This is a genomic window from Terriglobales bacterium (genome assembly GCA_035691485.1).
Lineage (GTDB): Bacteria > Acidobacteriota > Terriglobia > Terriglobales > Acidobacteriaceae > JAIQGF01.
In genome coordinates, this window is sequence record DASSIZ010000014.1 from 61259 (window position 1) to 78490 (window position 17232).

At 61.2% G+C, this 17232-nt stretch carries 13 protein-coding genes; 7 read left to right on the forward strand and 6 right to left on the reverse strand.

Going from position 1 to position 17232, the window contains the following annotated elements; translation table 11 throughout:
• Positions 1-5: 5 nt before the first annotated feature.
• The 3 genes from mtgA to VFI82_02470 form a co-directional block, all read right to left on the reverse strand.
• Complete coding sequence (gene mtgA, locus VFI82_02460) at positions 6-713, reverse strand: monofunctional biosynthetic peptidoglycan transglycosylase (protein ID HET7183518.1); 708 nt, start codon at positions 711-713, stop codon at positions 6-8.
• A gap of 84 nt (positions 714-797) precedes the next feature.
• Positions 798-2297, reverse strand: coding sequence for an argininosuccinate lyase (gene argH, locus VFI82_02465; protein ID HET7183519.1), 1500 nt, complete (start codon positions 2295-2297; stop codon positions 798-800).
• Between the two features lie 87 nt (positions 2298-2384).
• The gene (locus VFI82_02470; GenBank protein ID HET7183520.1) at positions 2385-5312 is read right to left on the reverse strand and encodes a TonB-dependent receptor; all 2928 of its coding nucleotides are present in this window, start codon (positions 5310-5312) and stop codon (positions 2385-2387) included.
• 559 nt (positions 5313-5871) lie between these two features.
• Between VFI82_02470 and VFI82_02475 the strand changes: the two genes are divergently transcribed.
• Genes VFI82_02475 through VFI82_02495 form a run of 5 tightly spaced genes read left to right on the forward strand, consistent with a single transcriptional unit; the run spans position 5872 to position 10220 of the window.
• Positions 5872-7578, forward strand: a complete 1707-nt coding sequence (locus VFI82_02475) for a nitrite/sulfite reductase (GenBank protein ID HET7183521.1) — start codon at positions 5872-5874, stop codon at positions 7576-7578.
• Positions 7575-8189, forward strand: coding sequence for a bifunctional precorrin-2 dehydrogenase/sirohydrochlorin ferrochelatase (locus VFI82_02480; protein ID HET7183522.1), 615 nt, complete (start codon positions 7575-7577; stop codon positions 8187-8189). The genes VFI82_02475 and VFI82_02480 overlap by 4 nt, the downstream gene beginning before the upstream one ends.
• Complete coding sequence (gene cobA, locus VFI82_02485; protein ID HET7183523.1) at positions 8186-8962, forward strand: uroporphyrinogen-III C-methyltransferase; 777 nt, start codon at positions 8186-8188, stop codon at positions 8960-8962. The genes VFI82_02480 and cobA overlap by 4 nt, the downstream gene beginning before the upstream one ends.
• A gap of 10 nt (positions 8963-8972) precedes the next feature.
• Positions 8973-9101: a hypothetical protein gene (locus tag VFI82_02490; protein HET7183524.1), complete on the forward strand. Its 129-nt coding sequence runs from the start codon at positions 8973-8975 to the stop codon at positions 9099-9101.
• A 33-nt stretch (positions 9102-9134) separates the two neighbouring features.
• The gene (locus VFI82_02495) at positions 9135-10220 is read left to right on the forward strand and encodes a putative sulfate exporter family transporter (GenBank protein HET7183525.1); all 1086 of its coding nucleotides are present in this window, start codon (positions 9135-9137) and stop codon (positions 10218-10220) included.
• Between the two features lie 60 nt (positions 10221-10280).
• Here the strand turns inward: VFI82_02495 and VFI82_02500 are convergent, their stop codons facing one another.
• Positions 10281-10793 (reverse strand): bifunctional precorrin-2 dehydrogenase/sirohydrochlorin ferrochelatase, encoded by a 513-nt coding sequence (locus VFI82_02500; protein ID HET7183526.1) that lies wholly within the window; start codon positions 10791-10793, stop codon positions 10281-10283.
• A 311-nt stretch (positions 10794-11104) separates the two neighbouring features.
• Here VFI82_02500 and VFI82_02505 point away from each other — a divergent pair, with 311 nt between their 5' ends.
• The gene (locus VFI82_02505; protein HET7183527.1) at positions 11105-12622 is read left to right on the forward strand and encodes an acyl--CoA ligase; all 1518 of its coding nucleotides are present in this window, start codon (positions 11105-11107) and stop codon (positions 12620-12622) included.
• Positions 12619-14454 carry a 2-dehydropantoate 2-reductase gene (locus VFI82_02510; protein HET7183528.1) on the forward strand — a complete coding sequence of 612 codons (1836 nt, stop codon included), beginning with the start codon at positions 12619-12621 and terminating at the stop codon, positions 14452-14454. The genes VFI82_02505 and VFI82_02510 overlap by 4 nt, the downstream gene beginning before the upstream one ends.
• Before the next feature lie 62 nt (positions 14455-14516).
• Here VFI82_02510 and VFI82_02515 read toward each other — a convergent pair whose 3' ends face one another.
• Positions 14517-16532, reverse strand: coding sequence for a hypothetical protein (locus VFI82_02515; protein ID HET7183529.1), 2016 nt, complete (start codon positions 16530-16532; stop codon positions 14517-14519).
• 220 nt (positions 16533-16752) lie between these two features.
• The gene (locus VFI82_02520; GenBank protein HET7183530.1) at positions 16753-16959 is read right to left on the reverse strand and encodes a hypothetical protein; all 207 of its coding nucleotides are present in this window, start codon (positions 16957-16959) and stop codon (positions 16753-16755) included.
• Positions 16960-17232 lie beyond the last annotated feature (273 nt).

Below are 17232 nucleotides of genomic sequence, written 5' to 3' on the forward strand. Positions count from 1 at the left end.
CACGATTACCAACCCATTTGGCGCATCCGCTCGACAATGAGGTCGCTGTAGTTATTCATGCGCTCGGGACGTCGCTTCAGGGGAGCCGGCAGAATCGCGGCAAGCCGTGCCGCCTGTTGCCGGCCAATACTCCGGGCCGTGGTTCCATCGTAGTAACGACACGCCGACTCTGCACCATAAATACCAGGGCCCCATTCGACCACGTTGAGGTAAATCTCCAGAATGCGCCGCTTGCCGAGGACGAGTTCGGCCACCGGTACCAGAGTGAACTCCGCGCCCTTGCGGAGGAAAGAGCGGCCCGTTCCGAAGAATAGGTTCTTAACGAGTTGCTGCGTAATAGTGGATGCTCCGCGAGTGCGACCGCCTTCCCAATCGTCTGCGGCAGCGATTTGGATCTGGTGCCAATCGAACCCATGATGCTGGTAGAAGCGCGCATCCTCGGCGGCAATTACAGAGTGCTGCAGATCGGGCGAGATTTGGCCGAGCGGAATGAATCTGTAGCGTTTGTGATACGGCGTGTGGTGAATCCAGGCCTGCAAACGGCGCTGGATGTGCACCGCGGTTGTCGGTGGGTCGATCCACCGGGCGGCCACAAGCATCAGCGCGGCAAGCACCCAAATGAGCGCCACGCCGGTGATAAGCCATCGACCAAAGGATCGGAGGAAACCCTTCCGAAGCGGGGTCTTGAGGTGTGAGTGTGGCCCTGGAGTCACATTGCAGAATAACAGCCTGGATTGGGTTGCCGCCTATGACTGATCTTGCGCGCGCGAACACCGCCTCCACCAACCTTTCGCCAACTAATCATCGTGTCGAGCCGCAACGGTGGCTTCGCGAATCAGTTCGGGGTAACGCTGCAGCAGTTGACGCTTCTCGCCGAGCCATTCGGAAGCATGGGTTTGCTCGCGGCGAGCGGTCGCGATCTGGGCATTCACCGCCGGTGGCGCCGGTCCTCCAACAACGGTTCGCACGCGCACGAAGTTGTCGGCGTCGAGCGCGCGCTGCAACTCCTCGCGCGTGGCGCTAAGCGCACGGCCGAGGATGGAGGGCGCAAGACGCTCCACTTCCTCGGTGACGCGTTGGGCCGAGTACGATGGACCCACGGCTCGGACCGCTTCCGAGACCAACCGGTGCGCGGACCTGAAACTGACGTTTTCGCGCCGCACCAATGTGTCGGCCAGTTCGGTCACGGTAAGGAAGTTGTCGTTGGCCAACTTCAAAAGGCGCGCACGATCCACGTCGGTGTTGGCGATGACCCCGGCAAACAAGCGCAGGGCGCGATCGGCGTCGGCGAACATGGAGAACGCCAGGGGCAGGAGATCGTCTTCGCTGTCCACGATATCGCCGAAGGGCGTGTTGTGGGCCGCGGTCAGGATCGCCTGGGCCTGTCCGAGAGCCTTGCTGGCCAGGATGCGCGTGTGCTCCAGCGAGACCGGATTACGCTTCTGCGGCATGATGCTGCTGGCCTGCACATAGGCGCCGCGGAGATGCAGGAAGCCGAATTCCTTGGTGCACCACAGCAGCAGGTCTTGAACCAGTTTGCCCAAGTTCACCATGGCAACGGCCACGGCGGCGGCCGACTCGGTAAGGTAGTCGATAGCGGCAATGGCACCATAGGAGTTGACCTGCAAGCCTTCGAAGCCGAGCAGGCGAGCGGTATAGTCGCGATCGATGGGGAAGCCGGTGGTAGTAATGGCGCAGGCCCCCAGAGGACTCCGGTTCACGGTGGCAAAGGCGGCCCGCAGGCGCTGGAAATCGCGGCCAAGAAATTCAACCGCGGCCATCAGGTAGTGCGCCAGCGTCGTGGGCTGCGCCGGCTGCGTGTGGGTGTAACCGGGCATCACCGAATCGGTGTGCGCGGCCGCCAGGCGAAGCAGTTCCTCGCGGGCCGCGGCGACTGCTTCGGCCAGCGTCAGGAGTTGGCGACGTACCGTCATTCGGTACAGGGTCAGGTCGATGTCGTTACGGCTGCGCGCGGTGTGCATGCGCCCCGCGACTTCGGCGCCGCAGCAGGACGCTAACTTCTCCTCCACGTAAAAGAACAGGTCCTCGCAACTGCCGTCGTAGATGGCGCTATGGATGGCGGCCCGATCCAGTCCATCGAGCGCGCCCAGGCAAGCGCGGGCGTCATCGGCGCTGATCACCTTCTGCCGCGCCAGCATCAAGGTATGGGCGTAGTGGACTTCGAGCAGGGACTCAAGAAAGTAGCGCTTGGCGTCCTCGAAATTGACCGCCAGCACGGTTTCCGCGTAAATCGGCGCCGGGAAGGGGGCCTCGGACGATGGTTTAGGTGACTTCATTGAGAGCTGGGAACGATGATAACGCGAAAGCAGCGGCCGCGAAGCTCTCCTCCTCTATGCGGCCGCCGCGGACCAGAAACTAGGTTGTTACCAGCGCACTCCAAGCCCAAACTGGATGATGCGGCCTTCCAGCACGGTCCCGGAGGGCAGCAGCGAAGCCGGTGTCGTGATGGCGCCGACCTGGCCCAGCGCCGGGTTGGTGTTGACCGTCGCCGTCGAATTGATCGAGGTGACATTGGGGTGATTGAAGACGTTGTTGGCCTCGAAGATGAACTGCGGCGCAACCCGCTCCCAGAAGCGGGCGAAGGCGCGAGTGTACCGCAAGTCGACCTGGTAGATGTTGGGGGCGCGCGCGGTATTGCGACCGACAAACAACGGACGCGTCACTGCGCCGGTGGTTCCGTCGCCATTCAGCGTGGTGTTGGCCGTAATGTTCTGCGCATCGCCGGAACTGATGTTAGCCAGGATGGCGAACATGTTGTCGTTCAACAAACGGTTCAGGAAACGATTCTCCAGTTTAACCTGCGGGTCGAGCACGGTGCTGAGGGTAAAGGCGTGGGGCCGGTCCACGCTTGACCTGCCGCGGTCGCGGAGGAGATTGGTAGGGTCCTCGATGGGCAGGTTCTGCTCGAAGGTGTTCGCTTCCGGGGCATCGCTGATGGAGTGGGAAAAGGTGTAGGAAGCGGCGACCTGCAGCCCGCGCGACAGGCGGTGATTCCAGTTGAGAAGCAGCGCGTTGTAGCTGGAGGTGGCGCCGACGTCCTGCAGCGTGATGTTGTTGAACTGCGGAAACAAGCGCGTGGAAGCGTTCACGGCGGAGGAGAAGACTGGGCGCCCGTCGGCCAGCGTCCCGATGGGATTAATGAGGTTCATATTTCGCAGGAACACCAAATTGCGGCCGGAAGTGTAAACGTAGCCGGCCGATACGACGTCGTTGCGGCTCAACTCGCGTGAGACCTGCAGGCTGGCATTGATGGTGTAGGCGTTCTTGTAATCCGGCGTGATCGTGATTACGTCCTGGGCGGTGGGAGTGAGGTTGGCAACCGAGGGAAAGGCGGGCGCCCCCGCCGGCGGCGTACAAGGCGCAACGGCGTTGCAACCGCTAACCGAAGCGCTGCGGATGCGGTTGGAGCCGTCCTGGTTCAAAGTGTTGAACCAGAGGTTGGTCGGAGGTGCGTCGAAGAAGAGGCCTCCGGAGGCGCGCACCACAGTTTTCTCGTTGAGGCGGTACGTCATGCCCAGGCGCGGCGCCACGTTGCCGCTCGGCGTCGCGAAATGCCTGGAGAAAATGAAGGGCGCGTTCGGGTTCGCATCGGGCGGCTGATAGCGGTCATAGCGCAGGCCGTAAATCATCAGCAGGTTGGGCGTGAGCTGCCAACTGTCCTGCCCATAGAAACCCCAGAACAGAGAGCTGTAGTGCAGTCCGGCGGGGTCGGACTGGGTATTGAACCGTGTGTAGGCGAAAGGATTGGCGCCCGACTTGGCGGCGTTGTAGGCGGCGATGCTGGGGAACGTGTACTGATTGAAGCTGACGAAGCGCTGCAAATCGACAATGTCGGAGATGTTGAATCCGACCTTCAAAGTGTGCCGGCCGCGGATCCAGGTCAGGTTTTCATTGGCATTGGGGATCTTCTCCGCAAAGCGGTCACCGGCGGCGTTGGTGCCGTTAAATGCTGCGACTCCAGTGACCAGGACTACCGGCCCGGGTCCGGACGTAGAGCCGTTGAAGTGAGTGTTCTGGCGATAAGGCCAGGAGAAGCGAAACTCGTTCAGAAGGCTGTTGGAAAGAGTACTCACCCATTGCATGCCAATGACGTGGGCGCGGTCGCGGAAGTCGCTCCAGGCATCCAAGGCGCTCAGGCCGGTGGAGATGCCGTTGCTGTTGGTATTGATGGGAAACTGGTTGCGAAAGTAGTTGTAGCGAAAGAAGACCTGGTTGCGGGCGTTAACATTCCAATCCAGTCGCGTGTTCACAAACTGGCCGTGCAGGACGCCGGGCGCGCTGCCCAGGTCGCTGGGTGCCAGGCCGAGCGCGCTAGCGTTCGCCGCGGTAATCGTGATGGGGGTGGGAACGCCGCGGGTCAAGTGCTCGTAGGCGCCAAAGACGAACAGCTTGTCCTTAATGATGGCTGCGCCGCCATTCATGGCGTAATCCTGCAGCTTCAACTCGGGTTTGACCGCGGTCGGCGAGAGCAGGATGGGCCGGGCGGTGGCATCGACCGAGCGCCGGATCCAGTTGAACATGCCGTGAAAGGTGTTGGTGCCGGAGCCGGTGATGACATTGTAGATGTTGCCCGATGTACCGCCGAACTCCGGCGAGAAGCTATTGGCGACGGTCTGGACTTCCTTGACGTAGGTATCGGAGATGGGAAACAGGCGCAGGCCATAACGGTCGGTCTGGGTGTCGACCATCCCATCCATCTGGTAGTTAATGCGGTCCAGCAAGCCGTTGGTATTGATGGTGCGCGGAATGCCGAGTTCCGGGTTGGGATGGCCGCTGACGCCGGGCTGGAACAGAATGAAGTTGTAAGGATTGCGCGAGGTGAGCGGCAGGTTCTGGACTTCGCCCTCGGTGATAGTGCGACCGATGTTGACGCGCGCCGGTTCAACCACGGGCGCGCCGCCGGTAACCTCAATCGCGGTCTCCACCTGGCCCACCGACAATTGCGCATCGATGACGGCATCTTTGCCGGCCTCCAGCACCACGTTGGAGTGCCTTTGAGTTGCGAATCCTTCCCTCTTGACCGCGACAGCGTAGCTGCCCAGCGGCAGGTTCGGGAAAACGTAATACCCTTCATCGCTGGTCGACCCTGAGCGGGAAAAACCGGTCGCGGAGTTGGTCACCGTGATCGTGGCCTGCGGCACGGCGGCGCCGGTGGTATCGACGACGCGGCCCCGAATCGTGCCGTTGATCGCGGTCGATTGCCCCAAAGCGGCAGCCGTAAAGGCGAAGACAATGCATACGAACAAGGGCACGATGAAACTCTGACCACGAAGGCAATTGCGGCGGACCATATGCGTTCCTCCCTGCGTCCCGGGTTTGGTTTGGTTGCCATGCATCGGGATGCTAGTTTAGGTGTTTCGACAACAAGCGGCAAGGCGAGCGGCCGGCGAGTGTAAGTGGCGAGGCAAGGAATCGAGTTCGTTTGCCAGCCGGGTTCGATTTCGGGTGCCGCATTTCCGGCATGCGGTTCGTCAGTGCGCTGCCGCCCACCCTGCGGGCTAATCCAAGAATTTGTTTTGCGGGATTCGTTTTTTAGTGCATCTTCTTCCGAGGCCGGGAATCTATCCCGAAATGAAATAGTCCCGGATTGGCCTGCGAAGGCGATTCGGCCCTGGATGCATCAGTTATTGGGGTGAAGCAAGCCGGCGGAATCCACCGGCCGGGGTTACGAGCAAACCATGATGTCTTGCTGCCAGATGACGTGTTGTCCCACCTGCAACGTTTGTTGTTGCGGGACCACATCGTCTGGCGCCGGGAGCGTGGCATAGCAGTACAGTAAGTCAGCAATAATCCACAAAACCCACACGCCAGAGTTTTCGGGCGCGTGGGTTTTTGTTTTTGGGGTGAAACGTGGCAGAGCTGGCAAAAGAAACCCGGACAGAGCGGGTCGAGAGACTGAAGCGCGAGAAGAATGCGTGGGAGCATCTCGACGAGATCCGCGCTTTCGCCAAGAACGGATGGTCGTCCATTCCCCCTGAATGGCTGGGCACCTACTTCCGCGCCTGGGGCGTTTATACCCAGGGGGATGGCGCTGGCGCGATCGGCGGCACGGGCGGCGAAGGGCGCGCCGTGCCTCATTTCATGGTGCGTATTCGCGTGCCGAACGGCCTGCTGCTGGCGCACCAGGTGCGGGTGATTGCCGATGCGGTGGATAAATACGCCGCCGGTGTAGCCGACATTACCGTCCGCCAAAACATTCAGCTCCACTGGGTAAAGATTGAGGACCTTCCCGACCTGCTCGAGCAGCTCTGGCGTGCCCGCCTCACCACCATGGGTTCTTGCGGTGATGACACCCGCAATATCACCGGCTGCCCGCTGTCGGGCGTCGACGCCGACGAAATCTGTGACGCCTCACCGCTGGTGTTCAAACTGACCGAGCAATTGGTTGGCAATGCCGAGTTTTACAACCTGCCGCGAAAATTCAAGATTTCGGTCACCGGCTGCCGCGTGTGGTGCTCCTATCCCGAGATCAATGATATCGGCCTGACCGCTGTCGTGCGCCAGCGTCATGGCCGGCCGGACGAGGTGGGTTTCTCGCTGCGGGTTGCCGGCGGACTATCGGCGGAGCCGCATCTGGCGGAACGGCTCGACGCCTTCGTCGCCTGGAACCAGGTGGTGCCGGTAACCACGGCCATCGCGCAGATTTTCCGCGACAGCGATGTCCTCCGCCAGAACCGCGAGCGCGCCCGCCTCAAGTACCTCTTCCTCCATCACGGCTGGACCCCGGCTGATTTCCTCTCTGCCATCGAAGACCGCCTCGGCTTCAGGCTCGATCCTGCGGTAGAGGAACACGCGCCGGTTGACATTTACCGCGACCACGTCGGCATCCATGCGCAGAAACAATCCGGCTACTGCTACGTCGGGGCCGCCGTGCTGCGCGGCAGGATCACGGGCGCTCAACTCCGCACAGCGGCCGAGGTGTCGGAACGGCTCGGCAATTCACAGCTGCGCACCACCAACATGCAAAACCTGCTGATCGTGAACGTGCCTCGCGAGCGCGCCGCGCAGGTAGCCATCGAGTTGGAAACCGCTGGCCTGCATACCAACGCGTCACCGTTCTGGCGCGGGGCGATCGCCTGCACCGGCACCGAGTTCTGCAAAATCGCAATCACCGAAACCAAGGGCTTCGCCCGCTGGCTGGTCGAGGAACTGGAGGAGCGCCTGCCCGGGTTTGATCAGCAGTTCAAGCTCAACATCACCGGCTGCCCCAACAGTTGCGGCCAGCACTGGATTGCCGACATCGGGCTGGAGGGCAAGAAGATCAAGGAAAACGGCCACTTCGTTGACGCCTATTACTTCTGCGTCGGCGGCGGCGTAGGACGCGACCAGGCGATCGCGCGTCCGGTCGGCTACCGGTGCCGCGCGGCCGAGGTGCCGCAGGCGATTGAGCGTCTGCTGAACACGTTTTCTGAATTGCGAAATCCCGGTGAAAACCTGCGCCAGTTTTTCGCCCGTCACGAGGCCAACGAAATTCGCGCCTTTCTGGCCGGCACACTATTGCCCGCGGTCGCGCGCGACCTAGCCAGCGACCGGCCGCCGCATGGGGTGGAGGGATGACAACGCTCTTTCCCATGTTCGTGAAGTTGGCGGGACGCAAGTGCCTGGTGGTTGGCGCTGGCCCCCTCGCGGAGTCGAAAGTCGAGGACCTGCTGCACTCGGGCGCGCGCGTGCACGTGGTCGCGCCGGATGCGACGCCGCAGATCCAGGCTTGGGCTCGGGATTCCCGGATTAGCTGGGAACAGCGCTACTTTGCGCCGGCGGATTTGGACGGCGCCAGCCTGGTCATCGCGGCCACTTCGTCCGACGATGTCAATCAAGCCGTCTTCGACCAGGCGGAGGCGCGCGGAGTCTTCTGCAATGCGATCGACCAGCCTGGGCGCTGCCATTTTTATTTTCCGGCTGTCGTCCGGCGCGGGCAGCTTCAGATAGCAATCTCCAGCGGCGGACTCAGTCCTTCCTTAGCTCACCGCCTGCGCGTTGATCTGGAACAGCAATTTGGACCCGAGTACGAGGTGTGGCTGGAGTGGCTTGGCGCAGTGCGGAAGCTGGTGCTGCAACGGCAGAAAGATCCTGCAAAACGGAAGCGATTGCTGGCGCGACTGGCCAGCCGCCGCTCGCTCGACAGCTTCCTGCGCAGCACACGAAAGCGCCGTGGAGGTGTGTCATGACGGGCAAGGTCTATCTGGTTGGCGCCGGTCCGGGAGACCCGGAGTTGCTGACGGTGAAGGCGGCGCGGATTCTGGGCGCTGCCGACGTGGTTCTGCACGATGCGCTGGTCAGCGCGGAAATCCTCGCGCTCGTGTCCCCTCGCGCTGAAGTAATCCATATCGGAAAGCGCTGCCGCCAAAAGCTGCTCACGCAGGAAGAAATCAACTCTCTCCTGGTGCATTACGCCCAGACCCGAACCACGGTGGTTCGCCTCAAGGGCGGAGATCCCCTGCTCTTTGGCCGCGCCGGGGAGGAGATTGACGCGCTTCGCACAGCCGGCGTGCCCTTCGAAATTGTTTCCGGGGTGACCTCCGGGCTGGCTTCCGCCGCCGCGGCCGGTGTTTCCCTTACCGACCGCCGCATCGCCTCGCAAGTGCTGTTCACCACCGCCCATCGCGAACCCGGAAGAGTCGCGCTGGACTGGGCCGGCCTGGTCGGCTCCGACACCACCGTGGTGGTTTATATGCCTGGGCGCGAGTACGCCCAGCTCAGCGCTTCTTTGCTCGAAGCCGGACTCGACTCCCAAACGCCGTGCCTGGTCACTTCATGCGCCAGCCTGCCGGCGCAACAACTGAAGCGCACGACAGTGGGCGGATTGGGCGACGAAATTGGCCTCGCTGCGCCTTCCCTTCTCATCATCGGCTGGGTCGCGGATCCGGCGGCGGTATTCGCGGCCCATGCGCTCTGGAACAAACCTGGAAAATCACAAGCAGCGGAAGAGAACGTCTTTTAAGGAGAAATCAATGAGTGAAAACAAACAGAAAAGTCGCCTGCAGCATTTGAAGCTGACGCTGGACGGATGGGCGGTCGCCACCGCCTTCGTGCTGGCGCTGCTGGTACGCGTCGGAGTGCTTAAGCGCGTGCCCTGGTAATCCACGAACGCCCAACTTGAAAGGACAACTTTTATGGCTGGCTCCATTGCCCTGCCGCGGGTTCAACCAATCCGCTTTCACACTCACTTGCTCCGCCTCGTGCCCGGCGTACTCTTGCTCACCGCCATCGGAATCGGCGGCAAGCTGGTGGAAAAAAATATTTCGCTGTACGCGAAGGCCCATCACCTGGTCATACCGAACATTGAGTACGTTTTGTGGGCCATTTTGATTGGGTTGGTGATCTCGAATGTGTTCGGCATTCCCCAGGTCTTTCGTCCCGGCATCGCTACCTATGAATTCTGGCTGAAGGCCGGCATTGTGCTGCTGGGATCGCGCTTTCTGCTCGGCGATGTGCTCCACCTCGGCCCCATCAGCCTGGTGCTGGTTGCTCTCGAGTTGACCGTCGCGCTCGCGCTGATGACCTTGCTCGGCCGGTTGTTCGGGCTCAGTCCCAAGCTGACGTCGCTGCTCGCGGTTGGGTCCGCCGTATGCGGCGTATCCGCCATTATCGCGGCGCAAGGCGCGATCGATGCCGACGAGCAGGATTCCTCGTTTGCTATCGCCGCTATTCTCGCTCTTGGCGCGCTGGCACTGTTCACCTTCCCGCTGATCGGCCACGCCCTCCACATGAGCGATCACGCATATGGAATGTGGGCCGGCTTGGCCGTGGACAACACCGCTGAGGCCACCGCCGCAGGCGCGCTGTTTTCCGACTCCGCTTCGAAGATCGCGGTGCTCGCCAAAACCACGCGCAATGCCATGATTGGATTCATCGTACTGGGCTACGCCATCTACTGGGCGAGTCGCGGTAAGGCCCGGCACGTAACTAACAAGGCTGCGTTCCTCTGGGAAAAGTTCCCCAAGTTCGTGCTTGGTTTTCTGATCATCTCGCTGTTGGCGAGCGCCAGTTTCTTCAACCAGCAGCAACTCACTGGCTTGGCAAACCTGTCGCGCTGGGCATTCCTGCTGACTTTTGCCGGGGTAGGATTGCGCACGAATTTCCGCGACATGCGCAAGCAAGGTTTGCGCCCGTTTGTTGTGGGAGCACTCGGGGAGGTCGCGATTGCCGTGGTTACGTTGGCCTTCGTGTTGGCGGCGGACAAGCTCTTCCGGTTGTAGAAGGCGAGCAGTCAGCGGCCGAATCGCGGAGACCAGCGTCGAGCAAGAACACTTGTGCACTCATGATGACCGGCTGCGGGTTCGTTTCTTGAACTTCCGGAACGCCGGCGGGCTGACGGTGCGATGCGAGTGGTCTTTTCCCTCCGCTGGATCCGCGACGCGAGCCAGCAGCAAGCATCGCGTGTAAGCGAGCGCTTCCAGCCACGCTTCGTAGGAGTCGTGAACTACGGCCGGATAGTAAGAGCCGCAGCGCTCGGGGTCATCGACGACGTTGCACAAAACTCCGCGTCGTCTTGCCTCGCGGTAAACGCGATCATTGACGTTCGCTGACGAGGTGGCCGCCACGACCATGAAAACGCTGTCCAGGTCGTTCGGCCGAAATGTACGGCGCCGCCATCGCAACTTGCCGGCGGAACTCCACTCCGCCACACGTTCAGAGGCCCGCGGAGCCACCACGGCGGTCTCGGCGCCGGTCCGCAGCAAGCTCTCGATCTTGCCCTCGCCGACGCTGCCCGCGCCCACGACCAGGCAGCGCCGGCCGGCAAACTTCAGGAACATTGGAATAAGATCCATGATGCCTTCATCCCTTCAATGCATGATTAAGTGCAAACCGCACGGCCGGGAAATGACCTGCCAGAAACTTTGAGCGAGTTGCAGAGGGAAGTCCAATTCAATTTTTGGTTGATCTGGAACCAAGTCGCGGGCGCTGCTGTCGCTTATCAGGCGCATAAAAAGAATCGATTTATAGCAACAGAACTTTGGAAAGAGGTTCCCGCGCGAATTTGAAACCCTGCCTCAGCCATCTACATCCAAACCACGCGCACCTGAGTACCGCAAATCATCCGGCCGCATAATCTAGCCGCACTGGAAACGACAAACAGATCATGCAATCTGTAACTACCGTCCTGGAAGCGTTGCAGTTGGCCCCTGGCGACAGCACCGCGATCATCATTCCTGAATCGGGGGTGCGGGTGAGCTATGCCTCGCTCCGTCGCCAAGTACTCGAAATGGCCGATACGTTGGCCGCGGCCGGGGTGCGGCGCGGCACTCGCGTCGCCATAGCGCTGCCCAACGGCCTGCCTGCGATCGTGAGTTTCCTGGCGGCAACCATCGCCGGCACCGCGGCGCCGATGAATCCAACGTATAAATACCAGGAATTCTGTTTCTACCTGCAGGACACCAGCGCGAAGGTCCTGATCCTGGGGCAGGGTGATACTGGCGAGGCCGGTCCGGCCGCCGCCGACAGCGGCACCCCGATCTTGCCGGTCCAACTCGACTCCGACGGTAATGTGCGGCTCACTGGAGTCGCGCCCAAACCCTGGACCACCGCGCCTGCCGAAGATGACGTGGCGCTGATTCTTCACACCAGCGGCAGCACCGGCCAGCCCAAGCGCGTTCCCCTTGAGCACCGCAACCTGGCGCTCTCTGCCGCGAACATTGTCGAAACCTACGCGCTCTCGCCGAACGATGTTTCGCTCTGCTTCATGCCTTTGTTTCACGTTCACGGCATCGTCGCATCCACCTTGGCCCCGTTGTTGTCGGGCGGAACCGTGGTCGCGCCCACCGGAGTGAACCCGCTTATCTTCTGGCGGCTGGTGCGGCAATATCATGTGACCTGGTACACGGCCGTCCCCACGATTCATCACGTGGTTTCGGCTCGCGCGCGCAGCGGCGATCGTCCCGACAAGGGCGGCTCACTCCGCTTCGTTCGTTCCGCCAGCGCCCCGCTAGCCCCGGAAGCGATGCGGAAAATGGAGGAAGCTTTCGGCGTGCCCGTGCTCGAGGCCTATGGCATGACGGAAGCCGCCCACCAGATGGCGTCCAATCCGCTCCCGCCGCGGCAGCGCAAGGCTGGTTCGGTGGGCCTGCCGACCGGAATCGAGATCAGCATCATGGATTCGCTCGGCAATCACCTGCAGGGCCGCGACCGCGGCGAGATCGTGATTAAGGGCGCGAGCGTCTTCAGCGGATACGAGAACAATCCGGACGCAAATGCCGAAGCCTTCGTGGATGGATGGTTCCGCACCGGCGATGAAGGGTGGAAAGACGACGACGGTTACGTTCACATTTCCGGCCGCATCAAGGAACTGATCAACCGCGCCGGCGAGAAAATTGCGCCCCGTCACGTAGATGAAGTGCTCGCCGAGCATCCCGCGGTGGCCGAAGCGGTCACCTTCGGCATGCCACATCCCACCCTCGGCGAAGAAGTTGCCGCAGCCGTGGTCTTGCGCGAAGGACACGGCGAAGCCGACCTGTTAAGGTTCTGCCGCGAGCGCCTGGCACACTTCGAGTGTCCGAAGAAAATTTTCGTCGTCGAAAGCATTCCTCGAACTGCCACCGGCAAGATCCTTCGCCGTGCCGTCGCCGCCGCCCTGTGCAGCGGCAAGGAGCACGTGGCATGAAGTTCCTGGTGGCCGGCGCTGGGGCTGTCGGGGCCTACATCGGCGCCAAGATGGCCCGTGCCGGCCTGGACGTGACGTTGTTCGCCCGCGGCAAACAGCTTCAGGCAATCCAGCAAAACGGCGTGCGCGTCCGCAGCGCCCAGGGAGATTTTGAGGCCCATCCCAAAACCACTGCCGATCTCGAGCAGGCCGGGACCTTCGATGTCGTGTTTCTCACCGTAAAGGCGCACAGTCTACCGCAGCTTGCGCCGCGGTTGAAAAGCGTTATCGGGCCGCAGACGACGGTGGTCAGCACGCAGAACGGCATCCCCTGGTGGTTCTTCCAGAACTTTGGCGGAGAACTCGACGGCTTTCGCCTGGAAAAAGTCGATCCCGGCGGGATTGTTTCTTCCGCCATCCCACCCAGGCAAGTGGTGGGCTCGATCATTTATTTCGCCACCGATATCACGGAACCCGGCGTCATTCGCCATACCGAGGGCAGCCGCATCTCGCTCGGCGAACCCGACGGCACCCGCTCCGAGCGCACCAAACAAATTGCCGATGCGCTCATCTCTTCCGGTCTGCGCTGCCCCATTACTACCCACATCCGCCAGGAAATCTGGGTCAAGATTCTCGGCAACGTGGTCTTTAACCCGATCAGCGCGCTCACCGGCGCCACCCTGGTGCAAATGGCCCAGCATCCCGAGGTCTCCCGCATCGTTCGCGAGGTGATGCGCGAAACCGAAACCCTCGGTAACAAGCTCGGATTCACTTTGCCCATCACCATCGAGCAGCGCATTGCCGGAGCGGCGAAAGTCGGCGAACACAAGACCTCGATGTTGCAGGACCTGGAGGCCGGGCGTCCTCTGGAACTCGATGCCATTGTTGGCGCCGTCGTGGAGTTGGGCGAGCGCCTGAAAGTTCCCATGCCGCACACGGAAACGATTTATGCCACCGCCAAGCTGCTATCGGAAACGCGCAGCGGCAACGTGGCGAAGCTTCCCGTAAAACCGGCCTCCGCCGAACCGGCAAAGGAAATTACCAGCACCGACATTGAATCGGTCGCGCGCGAGCTGCTTACCGCGTATGACACCGGGCAGATGGTCTCGACTCCACCCTCCGGCCGCGGCTTTGATCTCGACGCTTGCTACGCCGTCGAATGGGAGATCAAGAAGCAACGCGAGCAGGCTGGACACCGCACGACCGGCCGCAAAGTCGGGTTCGCCAATAAGGCCGTGCTGCGCCTGCTGAAGCTGAAGAAGCTGGTGTGGGCGCACATGTATGAAGACACCGTTCATTTCGCGAGCGGCAACTCCGCCACCCTGTCGCTGCCCAAGGCGCGCTCGCTGAAAATCGAGCCGGAGATCATGTTCGGCTTGAAGACTCCCATCTGTTCGGAAGGTCTGGATGCAGCCGCCGCTCTCGCCGCCTGCGAATGGATTGCCTTCGGCTTCGAAATCATTGACTGTCCATATCCCAATTGGCATTTTCAACCCGGCGACTTCGTGGCTTCGCTAGGCTTGCATGCCGCGCTTGTCGTCGGCGAGCGCAAGCCGGTCACGCCCAACCTGGTTCCCACGCTCCTGGAACAACTGCCAAGTTTCACCGTTCGCATGATGAAGAATGGACAGTTCGTGGAGGAAGGTTCAGGCAAGAATTCTCTGCGCAGCCCCGCGCAGTGCCTGGCGGAACTGGCAAGCGCAATTCTCCAACGCGGGCAGCCTCCCCTCGGCACGGGCGAGATCATCAGCTCCGGCACGCTCACCGCCGGTCATCTGATCCGCCCCGGCGAGACATGGACCGCCGAACTCGAGGGTATTCCCCTTCCCAACCTGACTTTCAGGCTCGCCTGAAACAACAAACCACGGACGCCGTTTCCAGCGCCCGTGGTCGCTACTCGCAACTCACAGTGGTTCTAGAAACCCTGTGAGCAGTAACCAACCCCGCTCAGCGACACGTTGCTCCAGAGCGTCTGCACCGGGTAGGCGCCGCCGTCGTTGCCGATCATGTTGAAGGGTGCGCCGGGAATCTGCAGGCCGTCGCCGACCCACGCGCACTTGTCGCCGATTTCCCAGCCCTGGTAATCGAACCAGGCGCCGTATCCCACCAAGCCAGCCGTCGACTCCGCACCCGGATCCGTCCACGCCTCCGCCACTTCGTGACCGAGCACGATGGTCACTCCGTCGTGGTCGCCGGTCGGCGCCGGATTGACGAAGTCCTGTCCGCACCCGCCGCCGGCGTTGAGGATGTACGGCATGTTGACGAACGGCATGTACGGTGTCACGCCCGGATAGGAGACTGGCGTTGTAAAGTCGTGCCACGCGCAGTACGAGTTCTGGTTGAACCCGGCGTCGTTGAACTTCTGCGGCGTGGCCACGATCACCTGCGCATTGATCAAGTTCGAAGAACTGATGCCGAAATGCTGCGCCCCTCGTGCAGCTTCCTGCGCCAGTTCAAGAGGCGTCAGGTTGTCGTGGATGGGATTGGTATTGTCCCACCACGTCCCCGCCAATTGATGGGTCGGGTTGCCGGCATTGGAGAACGTGCCATCCTGGTTGTCCTGGTAGTACTGCGTGGCGACATTCGCCCACGACGTCCCGCCCACGGCGCGCAGGAAGCGCGCCATCAGCGCGCCTACACCATCGGGGTCATTGGAGGGATTGGTCAGCGAGGTGTGATCGAACGCTCCCGGCTGTCCCCAACCCCAGTAGACCAGGTAGAGCTTGGGAGTGACGTCAACTTTGCCGCCGAAATATGCCATGTTGACCGGCATTGGTTGACCGGCCGCAACTCCGGGCGGGCACACTCCTAAGGTCTGGCAGACGTCCACCGCTGGAGGCGTAACCCCGACCGTCGGCATGGCGTGCGGGCTGGTCGGCGCTTTTAGCACGCATCCATTCCCTCCCGCATCGAACGCCTTATTGCTCCACAGCGGTTGCACCGCGAACTTGGTCTTGTTGTACATGGAAACATTCCCCAGTCCCGTCCAGGCGCACTTGTCGCCATTCTCGCTGGTCTGGGCGTCATTCCAGCCGTCTTGCACGCCGGCGAAATTGTCCGGGTCAGTAACCGCTTCGGCGTACTCGTGGCCGATCACGATGCTGTAGCCGTCGAAGACGCCATGCCCGAAGCTGTCGCTGACCGTATTCACGGCATTCATACCGCAGGTGCCGATGCCGGCCGTATACAAAGTGGAGTTCAGGAAGGGGATAAACGCGTACTGCAGCCGGTAGGGATTGCCCAGTCCGTTGAGGCTCGTCGTTTGGGTGTGATATCCGCAGTAGTAGGGCTGCCCGGTAGCAATCGGCGTCGGCGGTGTCAGGATGATGTAGGTCGCCTGCGGATCGTAGTTGAAGTGTGCCGAGGCGCGCATCGCCTCCATCGCAATCGGATCGTCCACCAGGTTTTCCGCCAACCCCAGAGTGACAATGTCGCTCGGCACCGGCGTCGTATCTGTCCACACTCCCTTCAACTGGTTGCGCGGATTCGTGACGTAATTGCCGCCTCCGACCGCGTCGCAACTGGTGGTGCCCGCCGGGACGTTGTTGCAATACTCGCTCTGAATTGCCGCCCACGAGGTCCCGCCCATGTTGCTGAGGAAGGATTGCACGTAGGTCTGCAATGTCTGGCTGGTGAAAACCTGGCCGTTGGCGTCGGTCGTGGTAAATCCGTTTGCCCAGTCCGGGCCCCAGAAAATTAAGTAAACCGCCGGCTTGTTTTCGACACCGATGGCACCGGCACCCGCGTTGCCGCCGTGATAAATGAGGTCGCTGGCCAACGAGGACGGATTGGGAGCGTTGGGAGATCCTTTGCTCCAAAAAATGTGCTTTGTCTGTGCTTGTGCCGCTGTAGCGGTGAGGGCGCAAGCCAATGTAACCAGCATCAACTTAGATCCAGGTCCGAGCAGGCGGACAGGAAATCTTGTGCTCATCTTTCATCTCCAAATTGGGCGGAATAAGGGATGAGGAGGCGGAATCCGGGGGCCCTGGGGGAGGTATTCCGCTCCTACTAAGCTGGAAATAGATGAAGTAGTGCCACTACGGGGTTGTAAGCTTCGCGGAATTCGCACGATAGTTCGTTCTGGGCCCCGGGGATCCGATGTTGCCAGGCGTAAGTGGCTATTCCGCAGCTACTTAACTGCCTACCCCGAGCTACGCATTAGTTTCTTGGATGTGGTCGAATTCGGCGGTCAGCGCTTTTTCGATCTCTTCGGATCGCCGCTCCCCTTTTGCGACCCGGCTAACGTAGGAGCGGTCCACTCCCAGCCTGCGGGCGATTCGACTGTAAAGACCACATAACGAATCGACAAAACGGTTGACCCTCTTGACGTCGGTCTGTCCAACCTTTTTCTTGACCATTCACTTCACCGTCTGGCCTGCGTACTCCATCCCCCCTGAAAGATGCCTCCGCCGGGCGTGGTGCTGTACTCCTAAGGTTGAGTAGTGCCGGAGTCGTCCAAGATGGTGGCGCACATGGCGACCGGACCCAGAAGATTGACGCCGCGTAGTTGTCAGCGCCTTGTTACAGAACGATGAATTCTCCATGAATGACTGCACTGGAATAGAAACCCGCCTACCTCCCGGATAAACTAGGGGCGAGTGAAACAGCAGATCTTTGTGGTCGAAGACGAC

Coding starts and splice junctions, on each gene's coding strand:
- argH (HET7183519.1), bottom strand. CDS start 2,297: ATGAAGTCACCTAAACCATCGTCCGAGGCCCCCTTCCCGGCGCCGATT.
- VFI82_02470 (HET7183520.1), bottom strand. CDS start 5,312: ATGGTCCGCCGCAATTGCCTTCGTGGTCAGAGTTTCATCGTGCCCTTG.
- VFI82_02480 (HET7183522.1), top strand. CDS start 7,575: ATGACAACGCTCTTTCCCATGTTCGTGAAGTTGGCGGGACGCAAGTGC.
- cobA (HET7183523.1), top strand. CDS start 8,186: ATGACGGGCAAGGTCTATCTGGTTGGCGCCGGTCCGGGAGACCCGGAG.
- VFI82_02490 (HET7183524.1), top strand. CDS start 8,973: ATGAGTGAAAACAAACAGAAAAGTCGCCTGCAGCATTTGAAGCTGACG.
- VFI82_02495 (HET7183525.1), top strand. CDS start 9,135: ATGGCTGGCTCCATTGCCCTGCCGCGGGTTCAACCAATCCGCTTTCAC.
- VFI82_02500 (HET7183526.1), bottom strand. CDS start 10,793: ATGGATCTTATTCCAATGTTCCTGAAGTTTGCCGGCCGGCGCTGCCTG.
- VFI82_02505 (HET7183527.1), top strand. CDS start 11,105: ATGCAATCTGTAACTACCGTCCTGGAAGCGTTGCAGTTGGCCCCTGGC.
- VFI82_02510 (HET7183528.1), top strand. CDS start 12,619: ATGAAGTTCCTGGTGGCCGGCGCTGGGGCTGTCGGGGCCTACATCGGC.
- VFI82_02515 (HET7183529.1), bottom strand. CDS start 16,532: ATGAGCACAAGATTTCCTGTCCGCCTGCTCGGACCTGGATCTAAGTTG.
- VFI82_02520 (HET7183530.1), bottom strand. CDS start 16,959: ATGGTCAAGAAAAAGGTTGGACAGACCGACGTCAAGAGGGTCAACCGT.